Annotated in this window: 16 protein-coding genes; 15 read left to right on the top strand and 1 reads right to left on the bottom strand. The window is 54.1% G+C overall.

What is annotated here, in order from left to right; translation table 11 throughout:
• Positions 1-99: 99 nt before the first annotated feature.
• Positions 100-867 (bottom strand): SDR family oxidoreductase, encoded by a 768-nt coding sequence (locus tag QKW35_RS02505; RefSeq protein ID WP_282350555.1) that lies wholly within the window; start codon positions 865-867, stop codon positions 100-102.
• Between the two features lie 427 nt (positions 868-1294).
• Between QKW35_RS02505 and QKW35_RS02510 the strand changes: the two genes are divergently transcribed.
• From QKW35_RS02510 to trhP, 15 genes are all read left to right on the top strand, one after another.
• Positions 1295-1843: an FxsA family protein gene (locus QKW35_RS02510; RefSeq protein WP_282350556.1), complete on the top strand. Its 549-nt coding sequence runs from the start codon at positions 1295-1297 to the stop codon at positions 1841-1843.
• Between the two features lie 151 nt (positions 1844-1994).
• Positions 1995-2288: a co-chaperone GroES gene (locus QKW35_RS02515; protein ID WP_282350557.1), complete on the top strand. Its 294-nt coding sequence runs from the start codon at positions 1995-1997 to the stop codon at positions 2286-2288.
• A gap of 58 nt (positions 2289-2346) precedes the next feature.
• Complete coding sequence (gene groL / locus QKW35_RS02520) at positions 2347-3996, top strand: chaperonin GroEL (protein WP_282350754.1); 1650 nt, start codon at positions 2347-2349, stop codon at positions 3994-3996.
• Positions 3997-4252: 256 nt separating this feature from the next.
• Entirely contained in the window at positions 4253-5809 is a 1557-nt protein-coding gene (locus tag QKW35_RS02525; protein ID WP_282350559.1) for an ABC transporter substrate-binding protein, read from the top strand.
• Positions 5810-6004: 195 nt separating this feature from the next.
• Positions 6005-6982, top strand: a complete 978-nt coding sequence (locus QKW35_RS02530) for an ABC transporter permease (RefSeq protein WP_282350561.1) — start codon at positions 6005-6007, stop codon at positions 6980-6982.
• Positions 6982-7941, top strand: coding sequence for an ABC transporter permease (locus tag QKW35_RS02535; protein WP_282350563.1), 960 nt, complete (start codon positions 6982-6984; stop codon positions 7939-7941). The genes QKW35_RS02530 and QKW35_RS02535 overlap by 1 nt, the downstream gene beginning before the upstream one ends.
• Before the next feature lie 5 nt (positions 7942-7946).
• A complete protein-coding gene (locus tag QKW35_RS02540) occupies positions 7947-8948 on the top strand; it encodes an ABC transporter ATP-binding protein (RefSeq protein ID WP_282350565.1) in 1002 nt (333 codons plus the stop codon).
• Between the two features lie 6 nt (positions 8949-8954).
• Entirely contained in the window at positions 8955-10025 is a 1071-nt protein-coding gene (locus tag QKW35_RS02545; protein WP_282350566.1) for an ABC transporter ATP-binding protein, read from the top strand.
• A gap of 231 nt (positions 10026-10256) precedes the next feature.
• Complete coding sequence (locus QKW35_RS02550) at positions 10257-11396, top strand: M14 family metallopeptidase (protein ID WP_282350567.1); 1140 nt, start codon at positions 10257-10259, stop codon at positions 11394-11396.
• 59 nt (positions 11397-11455) lie between these two features.
• On the top strand, positions 11456-12406 hold the full coding sequence (locus tag QKW35_RS02555) for a LysR family transcriptional regulator (protein ID WP_282350569.1): 951 nt from the start codon (positions 11456-11458) through the stop codon (positions 12404-12406).
• A gap of 9 nt (positions 12407-12415) precedes the next feature.
• On the top strand, positions 12416-13741 hold the full coding sequence (pepQ, locus tag QKW35_RS02560) for a Xaa-Pro dipeptidase (protein WP_282350570.1): 1326 nt from the start codon (positions 12416-12418) through the stop codon (positions 13739-13741).
• A 142-nt stretch (positions 13742-13883) separates the two neighbouring features.
• Positions 13884-14828, top strand: a complete 945-nt coding sequence (locus tag QKW35_RS02565; protein WP_282350571.1) for a hypothetical protein — start codon at positions 13884-13886, stop codon at positions 14826-14828.
• 28 nt (positions 14829-14856) lie between these two features.
• The gene (locus tag QKW35_RS02570) at positions 14857-15474 is read left to right on the top strand and encodes a glutathione S-transferase family protein (protein ID WP_282350572.1); all 618 of its coding nucleotides are present in this window, start codon (positions 14857-14859) and stop codon (positions 15472-15474) included.
• A 106-nt stretch (positions 15475-15580) separates the two neighbouring features.
• Positions 15581-16144, top strand: a complete 564-nt coding sequence (gene thpR / locus QKW35_RS02575; protein WP_282350573.1) for an RNA 2',3'-cyclic phosphodiesterase — start codon at positions 15581-15583, stop codon at positions 16142-16144.
• Positions 16145-16205: 61 nt separating this feature from the next.
• Positions 16206-17585: a prephenate-dependent tRNA uridine(34) hydroxylase TrhP gene (gene trhP, locus QKW35_RS02580; protein WP_282350574.1), complete on the top strand. Its 1380-nt coding sequence runs from the start codon at positions 16206-16208 to the stop codon at positions 17583-17585.
• Positions 17586-17589 lie beyond the last annotated feature (4 nt).

The raw sequence follows: 17589 nt of genomic DNA on the forward strand, positions 1-17589 counted from the left end.
TACAAAGACACTGCTCAATTACCATTGAGTTAAAGCTGAGCATCACAAAAAAAACCGGCCAATAGGCCGGTTTTTTAAAAAGGGGACAGTATCGAGGTGTTAGATGCGCAGCGCGCCGTCTACTTCGATGCAGCGACCGTTGACGTAGTCGTTTTCCAGGATGAAGGAAACGGTACGCGCGATCTCTTCTGGCTTACCCAGACGCTTAGCAGGAATACCCGCAGCGATCTTGTCCAGGGCTTCCGGTTTCATGCTCATTACCATCTCGGTACCGATGTAGCCCGGTGCGATGGATGCTGCACGGATACCGTAGCGAGCCAGTTCTTTCGCCCAGGTTACGGCCATTGCTTCTACGCCTGCTTTAGTTGCGGTGTAGTTGGTCTGGCCCATGTTGCCGTGACGGGAGATGGAGGAGATGTTGATGATGCAGCCTTCAACACCCAGGTCGATCATCTGCGCAGCAGCTTCACGTGCACACAGGAATGTACCGGTCAGGTTTACATCCATCACCAGGTTCCACTGGTCCATACTCATTTTGCTGGCAACTTTGCCGGTTTCACGGTCAACCTTCAGGAACAGGCCGTCGCGGGTAACACCAGCGTTGTTCACAACGCCGTTAAGCGTGCCGAAATCGGCAACCACATCCTGGAACAGTTTTTCTACATCTGCTTCGTCCGCAACGTTACAGATATAGCCGCGTGCTTCCACGCCTTTTTCCATGCAAAGACCGACAGTCTCGTCGATAGCTTCCTGGCTCAGATCGGCCAGTGCCAGCTTTACACCCTTACCAGCGAGTTCCAGTGCCATTGCGCGACCCAGACCGCGACCACCGCCAGTAATAACAATAACTTTATCTTTCAGTTCCATCGTGGGTTACCTTATTCTCGGTTAACTCTTTTTTATTGTGCGTTGCGTCATTTTGCGTACCACGACGTTATATCGCTTTCGCACAAAAGTCTAGAATCTGTACAGTGAAAATTAAGAGCTTTCCCGTATTTTTCAAGCGGAAAGCCTCATCTCTTCGTTTGCTGCGTATGCTAAAGTTCTGAAATTAATGGCTTTTTGCAGTTGCGTGAATTTTTTGTGCAAGTGCGTCACGTATGAATTTTTATCCCAAAGTAGGGGGTGAAAAATGCCCGATCAGCCCCATATAGAAGTACTAATGGCGGGAAGAACAAATCGTTGCCGGACTGGGGTAAAGGCTCTGTTTACAGCTTTTTATAGTACTGCCCGATAAGGGTGAAACCCGCTATAGTCTGGTGGTCCCGTTTATCTGAGTATCCAGAGGTTATGAATGCGGTTTCTTTTTCTTCTCTTCATCATTGTGCCGATCATTGAGATCACACTGCTGATTCAGGTTGGTCAGGCGATTGGCGCCTGGTACACCGTGGGTTTGGTACTGCTGTCTGCATTTATCGGTGTAAATATGTTGCGCTATCAGGGGATATCTACTCTGGCGCGGGCTCAGCAGCGTGCCAATCAAGGTGAGATTCCTGGACGGGAAATGGTTGAAGGGATTGTACTGGCGGTGGGAGGTGCCTTGCTGGTAACGCCTGGTTTTGTGACCGATGTGATTGGTTTCTGCTGCTTGGTCCCTTATACACGTCAAGCGTTTGCCAATGCGATGATCAGTCGGTTTACGGTTGTGGCGATGAGCAGTCGTCAGGCTTCGTTTGAGAGTACATTCAGTGGTCCGGGTTTTGATCCTTCTCCGGAAGGGGGGGAGCCAAGAGAGCAAAGCCAGCAGGATGGGGCTCATTACGCGGATTCCCCGTTTCGCAAAGATAAGCCGCAGTCACACGCTGGTGATGTGATTGATGGTGAATATCAGCGCAAAGAGTAATAGAAAAAAATCAAAAAATTTTGCGGTGGGGTGTTGAAAACGATTTTGACGGCCCCATCTCTGAAACAACCGATACGGAACGGTATTCCGTTTCGATACAAAACAACTAATTCAATTGTTTTTCGATCAGTTAGATCAGGAGAATGAACTAATGAAAATTCGTCCACTTCACGACCGTGTTGTTATCCGTCGTAGCGAGGAAGAAGCGACCACAGCGGGTGGCATCGTACTGCCAGGTGCAGCAGCAGAGAAGCCTAATCAGGGTGAAGTTGTTGCAGTAGGTACAGGCCGTGTCCTGAACAACGGTGATGTACAGCCACTGACCGTTAAAGTGGGTGACAAAGTTCTGTTCGGTGCTTACGCAGGTTCCAACACCATCAAAGTTGAAGGTGAAGAGCTGCTGATCATGACCGAAGGCGAAATCTACGGCGTACTGGAAGACTAATCGTCTCCATCTTTATTTGTCGTTTTTTTAAGAATTTATCGATTACAGGATTATTTGAATCATGGCTAAAGACGTACGTTTTGGTGATGACGCTCGTCAGCGCATGCTGGCTGGTGTGAACATTCTGGCTGACGCTGTAAAAACTACCCTGGGTCCTAAGGGCCGTAACGTTGTACTGGACAAAGCGTTCGGTGCTCCAACCGTAACTAAAGACGGTGTATCTGTAGCGAAAGAGATCGAGCTGGAAGACAAGTTCGAGAACATGGGCGCGCAGATGGTTAAAGAAGTTGCGTCCCAGGCTAACGACGTAGCGGGTGATGGTACTACGACTGCAACTGTACTGGCTCAGGCGATCGTTAACGAAGGTCTGAAATCCGTTGCGGCTGGCATGAACCCAATGGACCTGAAGCGTGGTATCGACAAAGCGACTGCTGCTGTTGTTGAGCAGCTGCAGGGTATGGCTGTGCCATGTGCTGATTCCAAAGCGATCGCTCAGGTAGGTACTATCTCCGCTAACTCTGATACTCAGGTTGGTGAGATCATCGCAGAAGCGATGGAAAAAGTAGGTAAGGAAGGTGTTATCACCGTTGAGGAAGGTTCCGGTCTGGAAAACGAACTGGACGTTGTAGAAGGTATGCAGTTCGACCGCGGTTACCTATCTCCTTACTTCATCAACAACCAGGACAACATGAGTGCGGAGCTGGAACAGCCGTTCATCCTGCTGGTTGACAAAAAAATCTCCAACATCCGTGATCTGCTGCCAGTACTGGAGCAGGTTGCTAAATCCTCCCGTCCACTGCTGATCATCGCAGAAGACGTTGAAGGTGAAGCGCTGGCTACTCTGGTAGTTAACAACATGCGCGGTATCGTTAAAGTTGCTGCTGTTAAAGCACCAGGTTTCGGTGATCGTCGTAAAGCTATGCTGGAAGACATCGCAATCCTGACTGGCGGTACTGTGATCTCTGAAGAGGTTGGTCTGAACCTGGAAGGTGCGACTCTGGAGCAGCTGGGTCAGGCAAAGCGTGTTTCCATCACTAAGGAAAACACCACTGTTGTTGACGGTATTGGTGCGCCAGAAGCTATCGAAGCGCGCGTTAACCAGATTCGTGCGCAGATGGAAGAAACGTCTTCCGACTACGACCGTGAAAAACTGCAGGAGCGCGTTGCTAAGCTGGCAGGCGGTGTTGCAGTAATCAAGGTGGGTGCTGCGACCGAAGTAGAAATGAAAGAGAAGAAAGCACGCGTAGAAGATGCTCTGCACGCAACCCGTGCAGCGGTAGAGGAAGGCGTGGTTCCTGGCGGCGGTACCGCTCTGATCCGTGCTCTGGACGCTGTTAAGGACCTGGAAGGCGAAAACCACGACCAGCGCGTAGGTATCGAGCTGGCGTTCCGTGCGCTGGAAGCTCCTCTGCGTCAGATCGTTGGTAACTGCGGTGAGGAAGGTTCCGTAATCGTATCCAACATCCGCGAGAAGGGTGAAGGCAACTACGGCTACAACGCTGCTACCGGCGAATACGGTGACATGCTGGAAATGGGTATCCTGGATCCAGCTAAAGTAACCCGTTCCGCACTGCAGGCTGCTGCGTCCGTTGCTGGCCTGATGATCACTACCGAAGCGATGGTTGCTGATAAGCCATCTGAAGGTGGTGCAGGCATGCCAGACATGGGTGGCATGGGCGGTATGGGTGGCATGGGCGGCATGATGTAATCATCCCCCACGACACTTTCGTCAGAAAAAGCCCGGCTTCTGCCGGGCTTTTTTGTGCCTGAAACAAATGTGAAAACTCAACATTGGTGGGGGCTGTAGCCCGATACGTATCACGTATACAGATTCTCTATACGTGATACGTATAACCCTTTCCGTAATTCCGATTGGTGTCGTATTGGCCATCATTTAGTCTGTTTCTTGAACCTTAATTGAGTAATCACTCAAACCTAAGAAGAACAAACAAGGGACACACAAAATGAAAAAGACCGCTTCGATTCTCGCCGGAGCCATGTTGAGCCTGGGTCTAATGACTGGGGCACAGGCCGCAACCCTGAAAATGGCATACGATGCCGATCCGGTTTCCCTCGATCCTCACGAACAGTTGTCCGGTGGTACCCTGCAGCTGTCCCACATGACGTTTGACCCGCTGGTACGCTGGACCCGCGATCTGGGCTTCGAACCACGCCTGGCTGAAAAGTGGGAGCGTGTCGATGATCTGACCATGCGTTTCCACCTGCGCAAAGGCGTGAAGTTCCACAGTGGTAATGACTTCACCGCGCAAGACGTTGCTTTCACCTTTGAACGTCTGCGTAACTCCCCAGACTTCAAGGCGGTTTTCTCACCGTTCAAAGAGATCAAAGTTGTAGATGCTCACACCGTTGATCTGGTGACCAACCAACCGTTCCCGCTGGTTCTGAACAACGCGACTTACCTGTTCCCAATGGACAGCAAGTTCTACAGCGGTACCGATGAAAACGGTAACGCGAAAGATATGCTGGTGAAGCATGGTAACTCCTTCGCGTCCCGCAACATCTCCGGTACCGGACCGTACACCGTGAGCTACCGTGAGCAGGGTGTGAAAGTTGAGTTCGCTCGTAACATGGATTACTGGGATAAGTCTTCCCCAGGTAACGTTGACAAGATCGTGCTGACGCCGATCAAAGAAGCACCTACCCGTGTTGCAGCGCTGTTGTCCGGTGATGTGGACTTCATCGCACCGGTGCCACCAACCGATCACAAACGTATCGGAGGTTCTGACAAAGTGGATCTGGTAACCATGGGTGGTACCCGTATTATCACGTTCCAGATGAACCAGGAGCGCGTAGAAGCGTTTAAGGATGTGCGTGTACGCCAGGCGATCGCTTACGCGATCAACCAGGAAGGCATCGTGAAGAAAATCATGAAAGGCTTCGCGACCCCGGCAGCACAGTTCTCCCCTAAGGGTTACCTGGGTTACAACGAAGCGCTGACGCCACGTTACGACGTGAAAAAAGCGAAACAGTTGATGAAAGAAGCGGGTTACGAGAAGGGCTTCAGCATCACCATGATGGCGCCGAACAACCGCTACGTGAACGATGCCAAAATCGCACAGGCTGTGGCCTCCATGCTGTCTAAGATCAACATCAAGGTTGACCTGAAGACCATGCCAAAAGCCCAGTACTGGCCTGAGTTCGACGCGCGCGCGGCTGACATGATGTTGATCGGTTGGCACGCGGACACCGAAGACTCCAACAACTTCTACGAGTTCCTGTCGACCTGTCCTAACAAAGACAGCGGTGCGGGCCAGTACAACAGTGGCAACTACTGCAACCCGAAAGTAGATGCCATGGTTGCAAAGGCTAACGCCGAAACTGATCCGGCAAAACGTGCTGAGATCATGCAGGGCATCGAGAAGATCATCTACGATGAAGCGGGCTTCATCCCTCTGCACTGGCAGAACCTGGCTTGGGCTGCGAACAAAAACGTAGACCTGGAACCTGTTCTGAACGTGATGAACTTCCCATACCTGGGTGATCTGGTCGTAAAAGACTGATAGCAGGTAGGCCGAGTGTTCGGTCATGGTGACAGCCCCCGTGCGGGGGTTGTCCTCGTCTTCAAAGTTCTGTCTGTGGTTGGGGATAGCGGCCCTGACTGCCTGTGGATACATGTCCACACGTTGCATTCGCTACATAACTCAAAGAATAAAAGTCCGTTCAGGGAAGTGCGGGCGCATCAAGGCTGAAATACCATGATTGCTTTTCTGATTAAACGGTTGGTTCAGGCCGTAGTCGTAATGTTTGTTATAAGCCTGATCAGCTTTTCCATTCAGGATAACCTGGGTGACCCGTTGCGTGAACTGGTGGGCCAGTCCGTTTCCGAAGAGGAACGTCAGGCGCTGCGTGACGAGATGGGCCTGAATGATCCTTTCCTGGTGCAGTATGCGCGCTTTGCCTCGAATGCCCTGCAGGGCGATCTGGGCACCTCCTATTTCTTTAAGGAGCCAGCGCTGGAAGTCATACTGAAGAAGCTGCCAGCCACCCTCGAGCTGGTATTTGGCGCCACCCTGATTATCGTGTGCGTGTCTGTGCCGTTGGGTGTGTACTCGGCGATTAATCCCCAAAGTCTATTTTCACGTGCGGTCATGGGGATGAGTATTGTCGGTATCTCCATCCCGGTATTCCTGACCGCGATTGGTCTGATCTATCTGTTTTCCATCGAGCTGGGCTGGATGCCATCCTACGGGCGCGGCGAGACCATGACCGTGCTTGGTGGTTGGGACACCGGTTTTACCACCGGTGACGGTTTGGCGCATCTGGTGCTGCCGTGCTTCACCCTGGCATCCATCATGTTACCGCTCTTTATCCGTCTGATCCGTGCCGAGATGATGGAAGTACTGCAGTCTGAATATGTGCGTTTCGCCTGGGCCAAGGGGCTGAAGGCACGTCGTATCTATTTCCTGCACGCGCTGAAAAATACCATGTTGCCGGTTATCACTGTTGGTGGTGTGCAGATCGGTACCATGGTCGCGTACACCATCCTGACTGAAACTGTCTTCCAATGGCCGGGCATGGGTTTCCTTTTCCTGGAAGCCGTTAACCGTGTGGACACACCTTTGATCGTGGCATACCTGATTGTGGTGGGTGCGATTTTCGTGATCACCAACACCATCGTGGACCTGATCTACGGCCTGGTTAACCCGACTGTGAAACTGGCAGGTAAGAAATAATGAATGATCAATCTCAGATTCTGGAAGCCGCGCCAGCTGCCCCTTCTGCCTGGGAACGCATGAAGGACAGTAACCTGTGGCACAGCTTCAGCCGTGACCGCGTCGCTCAGCTGAGCTTTGCGATCTTTGTTGCCTATGCCGTGCTGGCGTTGTTCGCACCGCTGTTGGCGCCGTTTGACCCATACGACGTGGCGTCTATCGACATCATGGATTCGGAAATTGCGCCCAGCTGGGCGGAAGAGGGCGACGAGCGTTTTTGGCTGGGCACCGATGCCCAGGGCCGTGACCTCTGGTCTACGATTCTCTACGGTACCCGTGTATCCCTGACCATTGGTCTGTGCGCGGTTGCACTTCAGGCGGTATTGGGGATCTGTATCGGCCTCTGTGCAGGTTATTTCGGTGGTCGTATCGACAGCCTGCTGATGCGTGTGGCCGACGTGCAGCTCTCTTTCTCCACCATGATGGTGGCGATCGTCGTGCTGGCGGTTTTTCAGGCCGCTTTTGGTACCGAATTGTATCAGCAATTGGCGATGTTCATGTTGATACTGGTGATAGGTATCGCCGAGTGGCCGCAATATGCCCGTACCATCCGTGCCTCCGTATTGGCCGAGAAGAAAAAGGAATATGTGGATGCGGCCCGTGTCATCGGCCTGCGCTCGCCACGTATCATGTTCCGCCATATTCTGCCTAATACCCTGTCGCCAATCCTGGTGATCTCCACGGTGCAGGTGGCAAACGCCATCATTTCGGAAGCGTCACTGTCCTTCCTGGGGTTGGGGATGCCGGTGTCCGAACCGTCGCTGGGTTCCCTGATCTCCAGTGGTTTTGAATACATCTTCTCCGGTTCCTGGTGGATCACCGTGATTCCGGGCGTAATTCTGGTGGGCCTGGTGCTGGTGATGAACCTGCTGGGTGACTGGTTGCGCGATGTACTTAACCCGAAACTGTATAAGGGGTAATCAAGATGACGACGCTGTTAGAAGTTAAAAATCTCGAAGTACGCTTCGGGCTGCGCAGCGGCGAAGTGAAAGCCCTGCGTAACATCAATTTCACTTTGGAGCGGGGTGAGCGCCTCGGTCTGGTGGGTGAATCCGGTGCCGGTAAATCGGTACTGGGTTTCTCTATCCTCAATCTGATTTCCAAGCCGGGTTACATCGCTGACGGCGAGGTCCTGTTTGAGGGGCGTAACCTGGCAGACCTGTCGGCTGAAGAGCTGCGCAATATCCGTGGCAACCGCATCTCGATGATCTTCCAGGATCCGATGATGACCCTGAACCCGGTGTTGACCATCGGTGAGCAGATGATCGAGTGTCTGATGACCCATCGCAAGATCAGCAAGCAGGATGCTCGTACCATCGCTTTGCAGAAACTGCAGCAGGTGTATATTCCGTCCCCGGAAGCGCGTCTGGACCAGTATCCGCATGAACTGTCCGGCGGTATGCGGCAGCGTGTGGTGATTGCTATCGGTCTGCTGATGGACCCGGATATCATCATTGCTGATGAACCGACCACCGCACTGGACGTAACCATCCAGGCGGAGATCATGGAGCTGATGTTGGAGCTGTGTGAGCGAAACAACGTGGCACTGATCCTGATTACCCATGATCTTGGTGTGGTCTCTCAGGTGACGCAGAAAACCATTGTGATGTATGCCGGCCGTATTATCGAACAGGGGCCGACCAAAGAGATCATCAACGATGCCCAGCATCCATATACCCAGGGGCTGATGAATGCACTGCCGCAGATGGCGGTGCCGGGGCAGCGATTGAACCAGATTCCGGGTTCGATGCCGCCGCTGCAGCGCATCCCAACCGGTTGTGCCTTCAACCCCCGTTGCGGCTACGTACTGGAAGTCTGCAAGCACAACATGCCGGAATTTACACAGTCCGGTGGTTGCCAGGTAGCCTGCCACATGGTGGCTGAAATGAAGCGCGAAGAACAGGCCGCGCGGATGCAGGAGGTGTAAGCAGCCATGACCAATTTGAAACAACAGGCTGCTGTGGCCCAGCAGCAGACCGCAGATAATCAGGCACCTCAGGAAACGCTGGTGCGGGTGGAAAACCTGTACAAGAAGTTCTCTATCTCCGGCGACTTCCTGGACCAGCTCAAGTTCAAGAACGGCAAGTTTGTCCGTGAACAGGAGTATGTACACGCGATCAACGGTGTGAACCTAGAGGTCAAACGCGGCGAAGCGCTTTGCGTGGTGGGTGAGTCCGGCTGCGGTAAATCGACCGTGGCACGTACCGTGATGGGACTGCTGAGCCCAACAGCAGGTTCGATTCACTACCAGGGGCAGCGTATCGATAACCTGAGCGATCGACAGCTGATGCCGTACCGTCGCAAGATGCAGATGATTTTCCAGAATCCGTACGCCTCCCTGAACCCACGTATGACCATCGCCGAGACCCTGATGGAACCGGTAGCGTTACACAATCCTCAGTGGAGCGCGGCAGAATTGCGTGACAAGGTGCACGAGGTGATGTTCTCGGTCGGTATCGACCCAAGCTGGGGGGAGCGTTACCCTCATGAGTTCTCCGGTGGTCAGCGCCAGCGTATCAGTATCGCTCGCGCCCTGGCAGTAGACCCTGAGTTTATCGTGGCCGATGAACCGATCTCGGCGCTGGACGTATCAATTCAGGCACAGGTGTTGAACCTGATGATGGATGCGCAGGAGAGCCGTAACCTGACCTACCTGTTCATCACCCACGACCTGTCGGTGGTTGAGCACTTCGGTACTCGGGTGGCGGTCATGTATTTGGGCACATTGTGCGAGCTGGCGCCGACCAAGGCGCTGTTTGCCACCCCGCGTCACCCGTACACCAAGGCGCTGTTGTCGGCGATTCCGCGTCTGGAAGATGACCGTCCACAACACATCAAGTTAAAAGGCGAGGTGCCGACACCGGTTAACCTGCCGTCCGGTTGTGTGTTCCATGGGCGTTGTCCACATGCCGACGAACGCTGCAAACGAGACATACCGCAGCTGATCGCCACCTCCGACGGTGGTCAGGTTGCCTGTCACGCAGTGGAGGAAGGCCGCATCTAAGAGGATATGTAAAAACTAATGAGGCTTGCCTATAGGGTGTTAAAAAACCACTCAAAATGCTCATTTACTTCAGTAATACCCCAAAAGGGTACGCTGACATGCGCTTTTTCGTGTCTTTTTGCCTACTCTAGCCTGCGCCCATTACGTTTTTGCACACCCTCATGTTAGGCGGATGTTGAACGAATTCACGGAATCTGGCGCGGCCGGGTTCCGCACACCAATGAGGTTTACATGCTGAAGATCAGCAGCGGTTTCGATGCCGGCAATATCGACGTAGTCAGCCTGGAGCGGGCCGACGACATTCAACTGAAGATCCGTAAAGACAACAACTCGGAGTTCTTCCAGTGGTTCCACTACCGCGTTCAGGGGGCGGCTGACCGTGCCCTGCGCATGCGCCTGACCAACGCTCATGAAGCGGCGTACGTGGATGGTTGGGATGACTACCAGACTGTAGCGTCCTATGACCGCCAGCAGTGGTTCCGCGTTCCCACCCGTTATGAAAAAGGCGAGCTGGTGATCGAACACCAGCCTGAGCAGGACAGCATCTATTACGCCTACTTCGCGCCTTACAGCTACGAGCGTCACCTGGACCTGATCGGTTGGGCGCAGCAGTCGCCGCAGGTGAAAGTGGAAGCGCTGGGTGAAACCCTGGACGGCCGCGATCTCGATCTATTGCAGATCGGTCAGCCTGCGTCTGACAAGAAGGTGATCTGGGTTATCGCCCGTCAGCACCCGGGCGAGACCATGGCGGAGTGGTACATTGAAGGATTCCTGGAGCGATTGCTGGATATGGACGATGCCCAGGCCAGCATACTTCTGGAGCAGGCGGTGTTCTATGTAGTACCAAATATGAACCCGGACGGTTCCGTGCGTGGCCACCTGCGCACCAATGCAGCCGGTGCCAACCTGAACCGCGAATGGCAGACGCCGACTGCAGAAAACAGCCCGGAGGTTCTGCTGGTGCGTGGCCGTATGGAGGAGACAGGTGTGGACCTGTTCCTTGATATTCACGGTGACGAAGCGCTACCGTGCAACTTTATTGCCGGTCAGGCGGGTGCGCCGGATGTGACCGATGAAATCCTCAAGCAGGAACGTGAGTTCGAAGAAGACCTGCTACTGGCGAACCCGGACTTCCAGCTGGAACGTGGTTACGAGCCGGGTAAATTTGGCCCAGAGACCATGACCATTGCAGCCTTCTGGGTGGGCGATCAGTTCAGTTGTCCGGCAATGACATTGGAGATGTCGTTCAAGGATTACGATCTGCGTCCGAATCCGGCTACGGGCTGGTCTCCGGAGCGTTCTGCCAAACTGGGTGAAAGCACCCTGTACCCGCTGGCACGCTGGCTGAAACGCAGGGATGAGGAGGCCTGAGTTGGCTAATCATCCGATCTTCGTCTAGTGATATAAGTCATAAGAGCTGAGAGAACACTATGGAACTCAGATGGCTGGAAGACTTTATTGCACTGGCGAAAACCCGGCACTTTTCCCGCGCTGCTGATGATCGTAATGTCACGCAGCCCACACTCAGTCGCCGCATCAAGCTGCTGGAAGACGAGATGGGCGTGACGCTGATCGACCGCAACAGCCTGCCGTTGTCCCTGACCCCAGCCGGAGAGGTATTTCTGGCCGGGGCCGAGCAGATCTCGCGTATTGCGCGGGAAACCAAGGCGCGTTGTGGTGAAATCCGGGAACAGGAAGCCAACCAATTGATCTTTGCCACCACCCAGACGCTTTACCTCAGCCTGTACAAATCCTGGCTGCTGCCGCTGTCGGGCGAGCATGGCATCGACATCGATCTTAACCTCAAGTCCACCGCCTGGGTGGGCACCGATTTCGTCAACGCCCTGGCGCAGGGTGAGTGTGATCTGGTGCTCTGTTTCTGGCACCCGGTGATCGACTTTATCCACACCCTGGACGATGACCGCTACGAACACCTGGTGATAGGCAACGAAATGCTGGTGCCGGTGACAGCGGTGGATGATGCGGGCATGCCGATGTATCAATTACCGGGTGAGCGTAAGGACCCGCTACCCTATATCGGCTACAACGATCGCTCCTTCCTGCGGCCGGTGATCCAGCAGATGCTGAGTCAGCAACTGGAACAGCCACAGCTGGTTACCATGAATGAAAACGTTCACTCGGTTAGCGTGAAAGCGATGATCAAAGAGGGCTTTGGTCTGGGATGGGTGCCGCAGCGGCTGGTGGCGGACAACCTCAAGTACAACCGTCTGGCGTTGGCAGGTGACGAGCAGTGGAACATTCCACTGCAGATCCGCCTGTACCGTTTACGCGATAACACCAACTCGCAACTGCTGGCGTTGTGGACCGTTTTGGCGGATACCCTGAGTCGGGGGCAGATACCCGCACTGAGCACTGAATAAGGAAAAACTATGCACGCATCGTTCTTTCAACATATTGAAGCACTGGAGCAACGTACCCTGGGTGTATTGGAGAGCCAGGGGTTCAGCGGTTTGCTGATCGGTTCCGGCGTGCTGCACAAACGGTTTCGTGACGATAACTATTACCCGTTTCGTGCCAATCCACAGTTCCTGCAGTGGGTACCGTTTCTGAGTGCGCAGCCTGATTGCTGGCTGCTGGTTCGCGCAGGCAGCAAGCCCAAGCTGTTTTACTACTTGCCAACTGATTTCTGGCATCTAACGCCGGCGTTGCCGAGTGAGTGGTGGTGTGAGGCGTTTGAGATCATAGCCTACAGCGACGCGGCAGAATTACGCAGTGCGCTGGCCGACACCGCCAACCTGGCGGTGACTGCCGAACGCCAGCCGGGTTTCGCTCAGGAAAGCTGGACGCTGAACCATGACAGACTGAATACCGAGCTGGACTTTCATCGTGCAGTGAAATCCGAGTGGGAGCTGCACTGCCTGCGAGAAGCGAACCGTCTCGCCGTCAAAGGCCATATCGCAGCAGAGGGATGCTTCCGTGCCGGTGGCAGCGAATACGAGATCCACCAGACGTATCTGCAGGCCATCGCCCACAATGAACGGGATATGCCCTACGACAATATCGTGGCCCTGAATGAACATGCGGCGGTGTTGCACTACCAGTTCCAGCAGCGCCAGGCTCCGGAAACCAGCCAGACCCTATTGCTGGATGCAGGTGCTAACTATCAGGGTTACGCCGCAGACATTACCCGCACCTTTACCGCAGGGGAGGGCGTGTTTGCCGATCTGGTGCATGCGTTGGATATGAAGCAGAAGCAGCTGCTGAAAGCGGTTGGAGCAGGTACGGATTTTGTAGTGTTACACCGTCAGATGCATACGCTGATTGCCGAAGTGCTGCAGGCATTTGATCTGGTGAGGCTGGATCCGGAAGCTCAGCTCGAACGCGGCATTACGTCCGTTTTCTTCCCGCATGGCTTGGGTCATCTGTTGGGTCTACAGGTACACGATGTAGGTGGTTGGCAACAGGATGCAGCGGGCACCTTGCGTGAGCCCCCACAGGAACATCCGTTCCTGCGTCTGACTCGCATTCTGGAGCCTGGGCACGTGGTGACCATCGAACCTGGACTGTATTTCATTCCGTCACTGCTGGAGCCGCTGCGTAGCAACGGGGCTGGCAGTGCGGTTAACTGGACACTGGTGGATGAACTGATCCCTTACGGTGGTATCCGTATTGAGGACAACGTGGCGATCACCGCAGAGGGGATCGAAAACTACACCCGTGATGCGTTTGCTGCAGAGCAGCGTCCGGATCTCTGATTTTGCACGCAATAATCTCCTAAACCTCACTTCTTGTGCCGCCCGTTTCATCCCATGATTCGGGCTTTTTTTTGCTGCGATTGAGCGTAATCTGCGCTAGGGTAGGCGCTGGATGAGGTGTATGTAGAGGACCTAGTACAGAATGAGCCGTGACGACGATTTTGATTTGCCTGATCTTGGCCCGGCAGAACCGGAGCGTGTAAGCACGAATAATCGGCATGTCGATGTAGTGAACCCACCTGCGCAAACTGTAAAACGCAGCGGTGGCTGGTTTACCTCCCTGATGTTGATCCTGTTGGTGGCCTCCTGCTCCGGACTTGGCTACTGGGGGCTGACTATGTTCGAGCAGTTGCAGGCGGAGCGCAAAGTGGTTGCCGAACTGCAGCAGCAGATGAGAGAGATGCGCGAGCTGCTTAACCTGGCGGAAAGCAGTGCCCAGAAATCCGGTGATACCCTGCTGGATCAGCTGACCAACATGGGTAAGACGGCTCAGGATAAGTACAAACATTTTGATTCTGAGATCGCCAAGCTCTGGACGGTGGCGTACCAGACAAACAAGCCGGAGCTGGAAAAGCAGGCCAAGCAACTGGCAGAGCAGAAAAAGCAGCTGGCCGAACAGGGCAAACAGCTGAAAGCTCAGAGCGATAAGCAGGCGGGATACATACAGCAGATTGCAACGCAGAAGAAAGCGTTGGATGAAGCGAAAACAGCCCTGGCTGCACAGGATAAGAAGTTGAGTACAATCACAGGCAAGCTGGACCAGAGTGAGTCCACGGTTAAGTCGCTGGTGGATGCTGAACTGAAGAAAAACCGCTCCGATCTGGCTGCTACACAGACGGCGATTCGTTTGAGCGAAGAAGCGATGACCGAAGAGGTAACCGCGCTGACCACATCCATGCGTAAACTGACCGACCGGATTTCAGCACTGGAGAGCGCACAGCGTCAGAACGGTCTCGAGCGCCGTGTGAAGAACAACGAAGACGCAGTGAAATCCTACGACGCCACCCGTCGTGAACTAAACCGCAGCCTGTTGCAGATCAGGAAGAAGATCAACGAGCTGCAACTGAAGCTGGAAAGCCGGGCTTAAGTCTGACAACGGAAGGAAAAGGGCGACAATGATTAAGGTATACGGTGGTGTATTTTCCCGCGGCAGCATGGTGATGTGCGCGCTGGAGACCCTCGGTGTTGAGTACGAAATGGTGTCGATGACGGCACGGGACGAAAACACCCAAACAGCAGAATACCGGGCGCTGAATCCTACCGGAAAGATCCCGACCATTATCGACGGTGATCTGGTGTTGTTCGAAACCCAGGCGATCCTGTTTTACCTGGCTCAGAAGTACGGCAACAACCTGCTGTGGGCTGAAACTCCGGAGGAGATCGCTGATATTTACCGCTGGTCGCTCTATGTGAGCAACCAGATGGAGGGGCCTGCGCTGGATCTGTTGCTGCAGTTCAAGTTCAGCCCGGACGGTAAAGGTGATGCCGACAAGATCGCCGCAGCGACTGCCGAGCTGGATCGCTTCCTGCCAGTACTGGAAAAACACCTGGAAACACGGGAGTTCGTCGCCTGTGGTAAACGGACGGTAGCTGATATCCACGGTGCAAGTGTGCTGGCCTGGGCTAAACTGTCGGGGTTCGATTACGAGCGTTACCCGAACGTACATGCGTGGATCAAGCGTCAGCTGAAATCCGATGCCGCCCAGCGGGTTATGGCCAAAGCGAACGGCTGAGCAAGATATTCCGGTGGGAATAACCACCGGAATCACTCGGATTTGATCATGGCCTGTGGAACAGGCAAAATACACGGTTTCTCTGAACACATGTTGAACTGACTCCATGAAAATACGTGCGTTTTTTGCACTGACACTTCCAGATTCCGTTGTGCGCTGGCTTGCCGACCACGCGGATACCCTATGTGAATACGACAAACAGGTAGAAGTGGAGTGGGTCGATTCAGACACCTACCATCTCACGCTCTGTTTCCTGGGTGACATCACTCTGGAACAGGTCGACCAGCTGGAAGCGCTGGCGCGCAAGCGTTTGGAGGATTTTACTTCGTTTCAGGTACACCTCAACGCCACCGATTACTATCGGGTCAGCAAGAAGCTGGCGATTGTGGCGGCGATGCCTGACGGCGGTGAAGAGATCATGAACCTGCATGAGTTGATGGAGCAGGTTGCCGAAGAGGCGGGTATCCAGCAAGAGGATAAGGGCTTTAAAGCCCACGTGACACTGGGCCGTCTACCGGGCAAGAAAAACGGATTTAAGCCACCTGAAGAGTGGCCCGAGGTCGATCTGATCAGCCTGGCTGATTCGGTGGTCCTCTTTCAGAGTAAACCGGGGGAGCGTGGATCTATCTACACGCCACTGTTCGAAATCCCCCTGCAAGATCTGGCTTAAACGCGTTATCCACTGCGGTTTGTTAAGTCACCCAGCCATCTCAAACAGATACTTTTAATTTATGCGTGCTCCTGAACTTCTGTCCCCCGCCGGGACACTGAAAAACATGAAATACGCGTTCGCTTACGGTGCGGACGCGGTCTACGCAGGTCAGCCTCGTTACAGCCTGCGAGTGCGTGAAAACGACTTCAATATGGATAACCTGCAAACAGGTATCGATCTTGCTCACAGCCTGGGCAAGAAATTCCTGGTTGCCAGCAACATCATGCCGCACAACGGCAAGCTGAAAACCTACCTGGACGACATGCGCCCGGTGGTTGCGATGAAGCCGGATGCACTGATCATGTCCGATCCGGGCCTGATCATGATGGTCAAAGAAAACTTCCCGGATATGCCGATCCACCTGTCGGTACAGTCCAACACCATGAACTGGGCAACCGTTAAGTTCTGGGAGCAGATGGGCATCGAGCGTGTCATCCTCTCCCGTGAGCTGTCTCTGGACGAGGTGGAAGAGATCCGCCAGAAATGCCCGGATATGGAACTGGAAGTGTTCGTACACGGCTCTCTGTGTATTGCCTACTCCGGTCGTTGCCTGCTGTCCGGTTACATCAATCACCGCGATCCGAACCAGGGGACTTGCACCAACGCGTGCCGCTGGAAGTACGATGCCCATGAAGCTAAACAGGACGAAACGGGTGACTTGATCCCTGTAACACAGGAAGGTCAGGAAGCGGTTGCCGCGGCGGCTGCACAGCAGTTTGACCCGACCACCGACCTGGGTCTGGGTGGTCATACGGATGCTGCATACCTGCTGCAGGAGCGTTCTCGTCCAGGTGAGTACATGCCTGCGTACGAAGACGAGCACGGCACCTACATCATGAACTCCAAGGATCTGCGTGCGATCCAGCACGTACACCGTCTGGCGGAGATCGGTGTTGACTGTCTGAAGATCGAAGGTCGCACCAAGTCCTACTACTACGTAGCGCGTACTGCGCAGGCGTACCGCAAGGCGATCGACGATGCGGTTGCGGGCCGTCCGTTCGACATGAACCTGATGGACGAGCTGGAAAACCTGGCGCACCGTGGTTACACCGAAGGTTTCTACCGTCGTCACGTCCACGACGAGTACCAGAACTACGAAACCGGTAACTCCATCGGTTATCACCAACAGTTTGTCGGTGAAGTCTTGGGCCGCGAAGGTGACATGCTGAAAGTGGATGTGAAAAACCGCTTCCAGAAAGGTGACACCCTGGAACTGATGACCCCGCAGGGCAACCAGAAGTTTGTACTGGAAACCATGCAGAACAAGAAAGGCCAGGCTATCGATGTCGCACCGGGTTCCGGTCACATTGTTGATATCCCGGTGGGGGGCGATTTCGATCCGACCCATGCGCTGCTGATGCGCGATCTGCGCGACACCGAGAATACCCGCTCTAAATAACAGA

It is taken from the genome of Pontibacterium granulatum, from assembly GCF_029961155.1.
Lineage (GTDB): Bacteria > Pseudomonadota > Gammaproteobacteria > Pseudomonadales > Balneatricaceae > Pontibacterium > Pontibacterium granulatum.